This is a genomic window from Flavobacterium sp. 28YEA47A, assembly GCF_041262125.1.
Classification (GTDB): Bacteria; Bacteroidota; Bacteroidia; order Flavobacteriales; family Flavobacteriaceae; genus Flavobacterium.
This window is the reverse complement of sequence record NZ_JBGCCI010000010.1, coordinates 89,773-101,146: the sequence shown is the minus strand read 5'-3', so window position 1 is coordinate 101,146 and position 11,374 is coordinate 89,773. Positions and strand designations below refer to the sequence as shown.

10 protein-coding genes are annotated in these 11,374 nt (G+C 37.0%); 8 read left to right on the top strand and 2 right to left on the bottom strand.

All coding sequences use genetic code 11. The features are described 5' to 3' along the window. Positions 1-311: 311 nt before the first annotated feature. The 6 genes from thrS to ABH942_RS14695 all read left to right on the top strand — a co-directional run bounded on the left by thrS (position 312) and on the right by ABH942_RS14695 (position 4,802). Complete coding sequence (thrS, locus tag ABH942_RS14720; protein ID WP_139998187.1) at positions 312-2,258, top strand: threonine--tRNA ligase; 1,947 nt, start codon at positions 312-314, stop codon at positions 2,256-2,258. Between the two features lie 17 nt (positions 2,259-2,275). Further along, the gene (infC, locus tag ABH942_RS14715) at positions 2,276-2,830 is read left to right on the top strand and encodes a translation initiation factor IF-3 (protein ID WP_370033269.1); all 555 of its coding nucleotides are present in this window, start codon (positions 2,276-2,278) and stop codon (positions 2,828-2,830) included. A gap of 102 nt (positions 2,831-2,932) precedes the next feature. Beyond that, on the top strand, positions 2,933-3,130 hold the full coding sequence (rpmI, locus tag ABH942_RS14710) for a 50S ribosomal protein L35 (RefSeq protein ID WP_014164268.1): 198 nt from the start codon (positions 2,933-2,935) through the stop codon (positions 3,128-3,130). Between the two features lie 161 nt (positions 3,131-3,291). Then, the gene (gene rplT / locus ABH942_RS14705) at positions 3,292-3,636 is read left to right on the top strand and encodes a 50S ribosomal protein L20 (protein ID WP_008464948.1); all 345 of its coding nucleotides are present in this window, start codon (positions 3,292-3,294) and stop codon (positions 3,634-3,636) included. Positions 3,637-3,720: 84 nt separating this feature from the next. After that, positions 3,721-4,290, top strand: a complete 570-nt coding sequence (locus ABH942_RS14700) for a Crp/Fnr family transcriptional regulator (protein WP_370033263.1) — start codon at positions 3,721-3,723, stop codon at positions 4,288-4,290. A 77-nt stretch (positions 4,291-4,367) separates the two neighbouring features. Further along, positions 4,368-4,802, top strand: a complete 435-nt coding sequence (locus ABH942_RS14695; protein ID WP_056072574.1) for a carboxymuconolactone decarboxylase family protein — start codon at positions 4,368-4,370, stop codon at positions 4,800-4,802. A gap of 45 nt (positions 4,803-4,847) precedes the next feature. On the opposite strand, the gene ABH942_RS14690 is transcribed toward ABH942_RS14695, so the two are convergent. Continuing rightward, positions 4,848-5,690, bottom strand: coding sequence for an isoaspartyl peptidase/L-asparaginase (locus tag ABH942_RS14690; RefSeq protein WP_370033260.1), 843 nt, complete (start codon positions 5,688-5,690; stop codon positions 4,848-4,850). A gap of 1 nt (position 5,691) precedes the next feature. Continuing rightward, positions 5,692-6,561 (bottom strand): cyanophycinase, encoded by an 870-nt coding sequence (locus ABH942_RS14685; RefSeq protein ID WP_370033258.1) that lies wholly within the window; start codon positions 6,559-6,561, stop codon positions 5,692-5,694. A gap of 298 nt (positions 6,562-6,859) precedes the next feature. Between ABH942_RS14685 and cphA the strand changes: the two genes are divergently transcribed. Continuing rightward, a complete protein-coding gene (gene cphA, locus ABH942_RS14680; protein ID WP_370033256.1) occupies positions 6,860-9,484 on the top strand; it encodes a cyanophycin synthetase in 2,625 nt (874 codons plus the stop codon). 111 nt (positions 9,485-9,595) lie between these two features. Next, complete coding sequence (locus tag ABH942_RS14675) at positions 9,596-11,338, top strand: T9SS type A sorting domain-containing protein (protein ID WP_370033254.1); 1,743 nt, start codon at positions 9,596-9,598, stop codon at positions 11,336-11,338. Positions 11,339-11,374: the final 36 nt, after the last annotated feature.

Genomic DNA, 11,374 nt, shown 5'->3' with positions numbered 1-11,374 from the left:
CTTCCTGTCAGTATTTACCTATGAACTTCGCCTTTATTGCGGGTGCAAAAGTAGCACCTTTTTCCGCTTTCGCAAACTTTATCCTAACTTTTTTTTGAAGTTTTCTTAACTTTAAAGCTAACTTGCTGCAATACAATTTTTTGCGTCTAAAACTTTTTTTACCTCCCTCAAACAATCCTAAACAGACCTTATCAGATTACCTTAATTATAGGCTAAATCCAAAAAGCATATTATTATCTGTTTATATATACATATATATATTGTATGTATTTTGAGAATCTTCTATATTTGCCGGACATAAATTTTATACGATGATAAAGATTACGTTACCCGATGGGTCAGTGAAGGAGTTTGCACAAGGTGTAACTCCTATGGATGTTGCTAAAAGCATCAGTGAAGGATTAGCCAGAAATGTTATTTCTGCCTCTTTTAACGGAACTGCTGTTGAAACGACGACATCTCTGACGACGGATGGGTCACTCATATTATATACATGGAATGACATAGAAGGTAAAAAAGCCTTCTGGCATTCTACATCCCACGTCATGGCACAAGCCTTAGAAGAGTTATTCCCTGGAATCAAACTAACTTTAGGGCCTGCAATCGATAATGGGTTTTATTATGACGTAGATTTTGGAGACCAAAAGATTACTGATGCCGATTTCAAAAGAATCGAGGATCGCGTTCTTGAGATTTCCCGCGAAAAGCATGAATTCAAAATGCGTTCTGTTTCAAAAGCAGAAGCATTAGCTATATATAAGGACAATGAATACAAAACAGAATTGATCCAAAATCTTGAAGACGGAACGATTACATTCTGCGACCATGCAACTTTCAGCGATTTATGCCGAGGTGGACATATTCCAAATACAGGAATCATCAAAGCCATGAAGATCATGAGCATTGCTGGAGCTTATTGGAGAGGTGACGAAAAGAACAAGCAGTTGACTCGCGTTTACGGAATTTCATTCCCTAAACAGAAAGACCTAACCGATTATCTTGAATTACTAGAGGAAGCCAAAAGACGCGACCATAGAAAACTAGGAAAAGAACTGGAGTTGTTTGCTTTTTCACAAAAAGTAGGACAAGGTCTTCCGTTATGGTTACCAAAAGGCGCCGCTTTGAGAGATCGTTTGGAGCAGTTCCTGAAAAAAGCACAAAAGAAAGCAGGTTACGAGCAAGTTGTAACGCCTCATATTGGACAAAAAGAATTGTATGTGACTTCAGGCCACTATGAAAAGTATGGCGCTGATAGCTTCCAGCCAATTCACACACCTGCTGAAGGCGAGGAGTTTTTATTGAAACCTATGAACTGTCCTCACCACTGCGAAATTTTCAACACAAGACCTTGGTCATACAAAGACCTACCAAAACGTTATGCAGAGTTTGGTACAGTATATAGATATGAGCAGTCTGGAGAGCTTCACGGATTAACTCGTGTTCGTGGATTTACTCAAGATGACGCGCATATTTTCTGTACTCCAGAACAATTGGATGAAGAATTTAAAAAAGTAATTGACCTGGTACTTTATGTATTTGGTTCTTTAGGATTTGAAAACTTTACAGCTCAGATTTCCTTAAGAGATCAGGAGAATAGAGCTAAATATATAGGTACAGATGAAAACTGGGAAAAAGCAGAAAACGCGATTATCAACGCCGCAAGAGACAAAGGACTGAATACCGTTGTTGAATATGGCGAAGCGGCTTTCTATGGTCCTAAGTTGGATTTCATGGTGAAAGATGCTTTGGGAAGACAATGGCAATTAGGAACTATTCAGGTAGATTACAATCTTCCGGAGCGTTTTGACTTGACTTACAAAGGCTCAGACAACGAATTGCACCGTCCTGTAATGATCCACAGAGCACCATTTGGATCAATGGAACGATTCATTGCTATTTTACTGGAACATACGGCCGGAAATTTCCCTATTTGGCTTATGCCGGAACAGGCTATTATATTGTCTTTGAGTGAGAAATATGAAAATTATGCGAAAAAAGTTTTAGATTTGCTAGAAAATCACGAAATTCGCGCCCTAATTGACAACAGAAACGAAACAATCGGTAAAAAAATCAGGGAAGCTGAAGTACAAAAATACCCGTTCATGCTGATTGTTGGTGAGGAAGAAGAGAAAAACGGAACTGTTTCCGTACGTCGTCACGGACAAGAAGGTAAAGGAAATATCAGCGTTACAATTGAAGAATTTGCTGCTATTGTCGATGAAGAAATAAAAAAGACATTAAAAACATTCGGAGTTTAACTTAAAATTTTAGAGCCATAGCAATAAGAAACAACAGAGGTCATCAACCTCGAGTAGAAAAAAAAGATGCACACAGAATCAACAACCTGATTCGTGTCCCGGAAGTACGCCTTGTAGGAGATAATGTAGAGCCGAAAGTTTATAAAACTTCTGAGGCTTTGAGAATGGCAGAAGAACAGGAACTTGACTTGGTTGAGATTTCTCCAAATGCTGAACCTCCGGTTTGTAAAATCATGGATTATAAGAAATTCCTTTACATGCAGAAAAAGCGTGAAAAGGAGTTGAAGGCAAAATCTACTCAAATTACAGTAAAGGAAATTCGTTTTGGTCCGCAAACAGATGAGCACGATTACGAATTCAAAAGAAAGAATGCCGAGAAATTCCTTAAAGAAGGTTCTAAGCTGAAAGCTTTTGTTTTCTTCAAAGGTCGTTCCATCATCTATAAAGATCAAGGACAAATTCTTTTATTGCGTTTGGCTCAGGATTTAGAGGAATATGGAAAAGTGGAAGCTTTGCCAGTTTTAGAAGGAAAGAGAATGATTATGTTCATTGCTCCTAAGAAAAAGAAATAATTTTAGGCGATAAGCAGTAAGCAATAGGCAAAGCCTAAAACTTAAAGCATAGCGCTTAAAGCAAAAATAGTAAGTAAGACAATTCAAATACACTAGGAAAAGATGCCTAAAATGAAAACTAAATCTAGCGCCAAAAAACGTTTCAAAGTTACTGGCTCTGGAAAAATCAAAAGAAAGCACGCTTTCAAAAGTCACATTTTGACTAAGAAATCTAAAAAGCGTAAACTAGCGTTAACTCACTCTGCATTGGTTCACCAATCTGACGTGAAAAGCGTTAAAGAACAATTAAGAATTATCTAATACGTCGAAAGTTAGAAAGTCTTAAAGTCATTGACCTTAGACTTTACAACATTTGACTATAAAAATTCTTTAGGTTAAAACAATTAAATAACCTTGGAGTATGGCCTATTAAGATCCTTTGATTAAATTCAGGACGCCTGCTACAAAAAAACATTAAAATTATGCCAAGATCAGTAAATTCAGTTGCTAAAAGAGCAAGAAGAAAAAAGATAATGAAGCAAGCCAAAGGTTTCTTTGGCAGACGTAAAAACGTTTGGACAGTTGCGAAAAACGCGGTTGAGAAAGCAATGTCTTATGCTTACCGTGATAGAAAACAGAATAAGAGAAATTTCCGTTCTTTGTGGATTCAACGTATCAACGCTGGAGCTAGATTGGAAGGAATGTCTTATTCTCAATTCATGGGTAAAGTAAAAGCTAACGGAATCGAATTGAACAGAAAAGTTCTTGCAGATTTAGCTATGAATCACCCAGAAGCTTTCAAAGCTATACTTAACAAAGTAAAATAAACGTTTTATAAATCTATTTGTCTTACTTACTTATAAAAAAACCATCTCTTTTGAGATGGTTTTTTGTTATTAGTATATTTGCTTATGAATCCGCTACTTCAACACATACGAAAGTTTATACCATTAGACGATAAGGAAGCCGAAACCGTCCTCTCTTATTTTGAAACCGAAAGTTTCAAGAAAAAACAGATCATGTTGGAAGAAGGACATATCTGCAACAAGCAATATTTTATTACCAAAGGTTGTGTTCGCTTTTATATCAACAACAGCAAGGGTGTCGAACAAACACTTCAGTTTGGAATCGAGAATTGGTGGATTGCTGATTATTTGAGTTTCCAGGAACAAATCCCTTCTCATTTCTATATACAGGCCATAGAAGCTATCGAGGCGCTTTCTATAGACCGTAAATCGTTTGAATCTTTATTATTGCAACTGCCTAAACTTGAAAGATACTTCCGATTGATTATCCAAAAATCCTTTGGTGCTTCACAAACCCGAATCAAATATCTTTTTACGATGTCTGCTGAAGAACGTTATCATCATATGAATTCCAGATTTCCTGAGTTCATACAACGTGTCCCGCAATATATGCTTGCCTCCTATCTTGATTTCTCTCCGGAATTCCTCAGTAAAATCCGCGCAGGAAAAGTCTAGTTTGTTTTCTTGAAGTACTTCAAGTTTTTTCCAATCCATCTTGTAGAACTTTGTTGTGAACTTTAAAACACATCAAAATGGAAACTAGAGTAAATATTTTAAAAACGGCTCCAGAAGCCTATAAAGCAATGATGGGATTAGAAAAATTCCTTGCTTCTACTTCATTAAATCCGATCCATAAAGAGCTTATCAAAATCCGGGCTTCACAAATAAACGGTTGTGCCTACTGTATTAATATGCATACGAGAGACGCTCGTAAAATGGGTGAAACCGAGCAACGAATATATCTTTTGAATGCCTGGAGAGAAACTCAGCTTTACACCGAAGAAGAGCAAGCTATCCTAGCCATGACAGAAGAGATTACCTTAATCCAAAATCACTTATCAAAAGCAACATACGATAATGCCAGAAGATTGTTTGATGAAGAATATATCGCAGCCATCATTATGATGATTACTACAATCAACGCCTGGAACCGCATTGCTATTTCTACAGAAATGGCCCTTGACTAAAACAAAAAAGCCTGGCTATTGCCAGGCTTTTTTTAGTATATAATTCTATTTGAAAACTTCTTCAGTAACTCCGTCATAACTTGCAAATACCATAGTTGGATGTGAATCCTGATGATAGATGGTTCCATCTTTATCTATCGCAATGGCTCCTGCAAAACCGTCAAATGGTTTCAACTCTTTAAATGTCTTTTCAAAGGCGTCTTTTAAAGAGAATCCATCGGTTACACGGGTTACAATTTTAGCTGCAACTGCACCGCTTACGATATCTTCGCCAACTCCGGTGAGACTTACACCGCAAAATTCATTGGCATAATTTCCTGCAACGGTTGCGGAATCTGATATTCTTCCCGGTATTTCAAAACCTTTTCCACCGGTTGATGTGGCAACAGCTATTTTTCCTTCGCTGTCTAAAGCTACACAACCTACTGTTCCGGTTCCGAGAGATTTTAATTTGGCTTCATATTCTGTCCTTCTTTGAGGAATTTCAGTAGAGAATGCTTCAAAACCGTGCTTTCTGGCAAAGTTTGTCGCACCACTTCCACCCAAAACCTTATCGTCATAATCTTGCAAAATTCGGGCAACCTGAATTGGGTTTTTTACTTCTTCAATATTAATGACTCCGCTCATCTTATGCGTTGAACCATCTATTAATGAAGCGCTCATTCTGATTTTCCCATCACTTTGTATCTGTGAACCTATTCCGGCATTAAACAGCTCATCATCTTCCAAAAGAGAAACTGCATATACAACTGTCTCTAAAGCAGAATGTGATTTCAAAAACTCATACGAATCTTTTGCGATACGCAACAATGCGTTTTGCTTGGCTATTTTAGTTTCCTGACTGGTAGAAGATTCTGAAAAGAAACCACCGTGAATTATGATTTTCATCCTAAACGTATTGAGAAGATTGGATATGCATCTTATTTGTTTTGAGGTCATACGTATCGTATTTGCTCATTACGTGTACAATCAGATTGTTGATTGAGATTGGCTGTCCAAGCTCAACCTGAGTCAGATTGGTATCTTTAATCTGGTGTCCGTCAACCAAAATAACCAATCCGGAACCAATAGCTTCCATTTTATCTCCTATAATCAACAGGCCGGTATCTTCTCCTAATCCTACTCCAAGTACTTTAGGGTTTCCTACAACTGCCTGGAATAACCTTCCGATTCTTCCTCTCTGAACAAAATGCGTATCAATAATGACATCATCAATCAGTCCTAAGCCGCTCGTGATTTTTACTTCTCCTTTCAATAATGCTTCAGAACTACTTCCCTGGTATATCATATTGTTAGAAGCTGCAGCAGCACCAGCTGAAGTTCCGGCATACAGGAAATCTTCATTTCTGTATTTATCCAAAATAATGTCGTGGAATTCTGTTCCTCCCAAAATAGAAGTCAATCTTAATTGGTCACCTCCGGTAAACATTACAACATCGGCTTCTCTGATTCTTTTTAGGATTTCAGGATCTGTCGCTTGTTCCCTTTTTTCTATATGCAGCACATCTACGTTTGTTGCATTCAGGTATTGCAAAGCCTTTACATATTCAGGGCCTACTTCTCTTGGTATTTTTGAAGCCGTGGTTACTACCTCGATTCTTGATTTTTCTTTGTGTTTCGATTCAGTCAAAAGCCTTTTTAAAATCCCTGTTTCAAAGAAATTCAGGTTATTGGCTACGTTGGCATCAAAACTGGCTTCTGTAAAACTTCCTTTATCTACAGCACCTCCAATGATCATTAATTTTCCTTTTATATTCATTTCAAATGGTATGTGAATTCCGTAAAAATAACCAAAAACTTAAAAAACGCAATTAAACACGTAACATTTATTTAAACTTTTCATGATTTCATCTAAAGAATAGTTTTATAGTAAAAATTTAAAAAAATTTTGATTGATATTTTAAAAAAATTATTTTAGTAGAAATTTATTTTAATTTTTTTAACTAAATCTATAAAAAATAGCTGTAAATCTGACAGCAAATAGTACACCAAAAATCATAATCACCTACCTATTAAGCAATTACACTTATTAATTAACTTAACTCACCCATCCATTTATGAAAATACTCAAAATACAAGCCTTACGCGGACCAAACATTTGGAGCGTTCGCAGAAAAAAATTAATCCAGATGCGTTTGGATCTTGAAGAAATGGAACAATATCCTACGAATAAGATCGACGGATTTAAAGAGAGAATCGAAGCCATGTTTCCTACAATGTATGAACACCGATGTTCTGAAGGTGTACCCGGAGGTTTTTTCATGCGAATTGAACGAGGTACATGGATGGGACATGTTATTGAACATATTGCCTTAGAAATCCAGACACTTGCCGGAATGGAAACCGGATTTGGAAGAACCCGTGAAACAAAAACTCCTGGCGTCTATAATGTTGTTTTTAGCTATACTGAAGAAAATGTGGGTCTTTTTGCAGCAGAATCGGCAGTAGCCATTGCTGAAGCCTTGATAGCTGGCACTGATTATGATTTGGAAGCAGACATTCAAAAAATGCGTGAAATCAGAGAACGCGACCGTTTAGGCCCAAGTACGGGAAGTATAGTCGAAGAAGCCGTAGCCCGAGATATTCCTTGGATTCGTTTAGGCACCAATTCTTTAGTACAGCTTGGTTATGGCATTAATCAGATGCGTTTTCAGGCAACAATTACCTGCAAGACAAGTAGCATTGCTGTAGATATTGCCTGTAATAAGGAAGAAACCAAAAGGATGTTAGACAATGCTTCCATTCCCGTAGCCAAAGGTTCTATTTGTGTGGACGAGGAAGACTTGCAAAATACGATTGATAAAATAGGTTATCCGATTGTTATAAAACCTTTAGATGGTAATCACGGAAAAGGAGCTTCTATCAATGTGATTAATTATGAAGATGCAAAAGCCGGACTGGTCTATGCACAAAAATACAGCCGCAGGGTTATTGTAGAAAAATTCATTACCGGATTTGATTTCAGGGTATTGGTAATCGACAATAAGATAGTTGCTGCGGCACAAAGAGTTCCTGCCCATGTCAAAGGAAACGGTACAAACACTATCGAGCAATTAATCGAAATTGAAAACCAGGATCCCCGCAGAGGTTACGGACATGAAAATGTCCTTACAGAAATTACGGTTGACAGAGATACTACAGATCTTTTGGAAAAGATGAATTATACTTTAGAAACTGTACCTCGAAAAGGAGAGATTGTTTATCTGAAATCTACGGCAAATCTGAGCACCGGCGGAACTTCTGTTGATGTTACCGATATGATGCATCCGGAAAACATTTTCCTTTCGGAACGAATTTCAAGAGTAATTGGACTGGACATTTGCGGTATCGATATTATGGCAGAAAATCTGACGCAACCGTTAAACGAAAATGGTGGCGTTATTTTGGAAGTCAATGCAGCTCCTGGTTTCAGAATGCACCTGGCTCCATCTGAAGGATTGCCAAGAAACGTTGCATCACCAGTAATTGATATGCTTTATCCTCCGGGAAAACCGAGCCGCATTCCGATTATAGCAGTTACAGGTACTAACGGAAAAACCACCACAACGAGGCTTCTTGCCCATATTGTAAAAAACAACGGGTATAAAGTAGGATTTACAACTTCTGACGGTATCTATATACAAAACCATATGTTGGAAAAAGGTGATACGACCGGGCCAATCAGTACGGAATACATACTGAAAGATCCAACTGTCGAATTTGCCGTATTAGAAACTGCCCGTGGCGGAATACTTCGTGCAGGATTAGGTTTTAGCCGTTGCGACATTGGAATAATCACCAATATTTCTGCCGATCATTTAGGATTAAACGATATCGATACGCTTTCGGATTTAGCCCGTGTAAAGAAAGTTGTTGTCCGAAGTGTCAAAAAAGACGGATGGGCGATCTTAAATGCTGATGATGACGAATGCGTAAAAATTGCCTCTGAACTGGAATGCAATGTAGCCTATTTCAGTATGGATGAAGAAAATCCATTGATTAAAAAATTAGGAAAAGAAGGCAGAACAGTTGCTGTTTATGAAAACGGATACATTACTATAAAAAAAGGTGATTGGAAAATACGCGTTGAAAAAGCCGCTCACATTCCGTTGACATTAGGCGGAAAAGCAAAATTTATGATTGCGAATGTTCTCGCGGCTACTCTGGCATCTTATTTATGGGGATTCAAAACAGAAGATATAAGTCTTTCACTTCAGACCTTTATTCCAAGCGTTGCTCAAACTCCGGGAAGAATGAACATTTTTGAATTCAAAAAATTCAAGGTTATGATTGACTTCGCGCATAATCCGTCCGGATATATGGCTATTGAAGATTTGCTTAATAATATCGAATCTAGCCGAAAAATAGGAATTATTGCAGGTGTTGGCGACAGGCGTGATGAAGATATTAAAGAATGTGGAATGATAGCAGGTAGGATGTTTGACCATATCATTATCCGACAGGAAAAACATCTCAGAGGAAGAACCGAAGAAGAAATCATCAATCTGATTTTGGAAGGAATCGAAGAATCCGGAAGAGATATCACTTATGAAATTATTCCTAAAGAAACCGAGGCGATAAAACATGCCATCAATAGTGCCGATGAAGGAACTTTTATCACAGCACTCAGCGATGTAGTGACCAATGCTATCGAGATTGTCCAGCAATATCTCGACAAAGAAAATGAGGACGGAATAGTCTAAATATACAGCTGCTTGAGACACTTGCCGTGTTTCAAGCAGTTTTATTTTTCTTCATTATTTAATTAATTCTTATATTTATTCCGTAAGAACTCCCTAAAAATTAAATAATTTATGAAAAAAATTACTCTTTTTCTTTTATTTTTCTACTCTATTCTAAATGCCCAAACCGCTGATTGGAGCTGGGCTAAAAGTTTTCCAAATCTCAGTACTGCCTTTAATGATTGTTTTATGGATACCCAAAAAAACATCTACCATATTGGCGTATTTAATACTGAAACTTTAACCATTGAAGGAACAGTTATTACTAATTCGAGTGAGGTATCTCCAATTACCAATGCAAAATATCAGGATACTTATATTACCAAACATGATTCAAACGGAAATCTTCTTTTTGTCAAGCATTTTCCAGGATCTAAAATTGATGGTTTTACATCAATCGCTTATGATAATAACAATCATTTTTATGTAACCGGATATTTTAGTGGTAACATTATACTTGGTGCAAATACATTACAAACTCAAAATGATGAGATGAAATCTTTTTTGGCAAAGTTTGACCTAAATGGAAATGTAATCTGGAGTAAAGTGATGGATTATCATGGTGCTCCTATCCTAAAATTCAAAGACAACAACCTATACCTTACCGGAACACATACAGGCAATACGTATACTTTAGACAATATCACAACTCCAAGTGCAGGTTATACAGCGGTTATAAGTTTTATGGACAAAGCGTTTGTTGCCAAATTGGATACTTCCGGAAATGTAATCTGGTTAAAATCTTCAACCTATAATGGGAGCTCTTCCATTAATGAGCCTCACAGGGTAGGTACACAGCCAAAAGCCATGACCATTGACAATCTTGGAAATGTATATATAGCGGGAATGGTTTTCTGTCGGTCAACTACTTTTGGCACCATAACGATCAACAAATCCGTGACTAACAATAATGCAAACTTGTTTATTGCGAAATATGACAGTAACGGAACGGCACTGTGGGCATCTACCGCTCCAACCAGTTCATCAGCACACACGACTGTTACTGACGTAGTAACCGATAGCAACAATAATATCTTCCTATGTGGTCAGGTATATAACAGTCAGATTGGTTTTGGAGGAACTACATTAAACTTTGGCAGCGGCCAAGGTTCTTACCTTACAAAATATGCTCCTGCCGGAAATGTGCTTTGGGCTAAAGCCGCAAAAATAGCAACAGACACACAGCCAGTTATAGGTAACGGGTTGAATTCTTTTGAAGGATTATTTGTTGATAGCAGTAATAACATTCATGTCACAGGAACATTTATAAAAATCATCAATTTTGGAAATAATATTGTCTATGAAAATAGCAATAGTGCTATTGGCAATCTGTTTTCTGTAAAATACGATACAAATGGCAATCCGAGTGATTTTTATAAAATTACGGAAACCAATAATTCCACTGATCTTAAGATTTTAGATATTTCTCAAGATGAAAATGTGTACTACTACAAAGGTCGAACATCTCAAAACTCTTTGGTTTTAGGAGATATTACGATTAGCAATCCTGCTAACTTGCAACTCACCTATTTTGGAAAAAGAGACAAACGTTTAAGCACAGAAGAACATTTTGTAAAAAACATTACGTTATATCCAAATCCTTCACAAGAGCAGATTTATATCTCCGGTGTAGATTCTTTATCAGAAAATATGCTTTTCACTATTTATGACATAAGCGGAAAGAAAATAAAATCTTTAGAATCTGCAAATGAAGATGTAATGACTATCGATATCAAAGACCTCGCTTCAGGAAGCTACGTTTTAAAAATCCAAGGTAATACTGCTCAAAAAAGCATACAGTTTGTAAAAAACTAAAGATATACTATTATAGTAAAAACTAAAAATCCCAGG

Coding starts and splice junctions, on each gene's coding strand:
- thrS (WP_139998187.1), top strand. CDS start 312: ATGATAAAGATTACGTTACCCGATGGGTCAGTGAAGGAGTTTGCACAA.
- rpmI (WP_014164268.1), top strand. CDS start 2,933: ATGCCTAAAATGAAAACTAAATCTAGCGCCAAAAAACGTTTCAAAGTT.
- rplT (WP_008464948.1), top strand. CDS start 3,292: ATGCCAAGATCAGTAAATTCAGTTGCTAAAAGAGCAAGAAGAAAAAAG.
- ABH942_RS14700 (WP_370033263.1), top strand. CDS start 3,721: ATGAATCCGCTACTTCAACACATACGAAAGTTTATACCATTAGACGAT.
- ABH942_RS14695 (WP_056072574.1), top strand. CDS start 4,368: ATGGAAACTAGAGTAAATATTTTAAAAACGGCTCCAGAAGCCTATAAA.
- ABH942_RS14690 (WP_370033260.1), bottom strand. CDS start 5,690: ATGAAAATCATAATTCACGGTGGTTTCTTTTCAGAATCTTCTACCAGT.
- ABH942_RS14685 (WP_370033258.1), bottom strand. CDS start 6,561: ATGAATATAAAAGGAAAATTAATGATCATTGGAGGTGCTGTAGATAAA.
- cphA (WP_370033256.1), top strand. CDS start 6,860: ATGAAAATACTCAAAATACAAGCCTTACGCGGACCAAACATTTGGAGC.
- ABH942_RS14675 (WP_370033254.1), top strand. CDS start 9,596: ATGAAAAAAATTACTCTTTTTCTTTTATTTTTCTACTCTATTCTAAAT.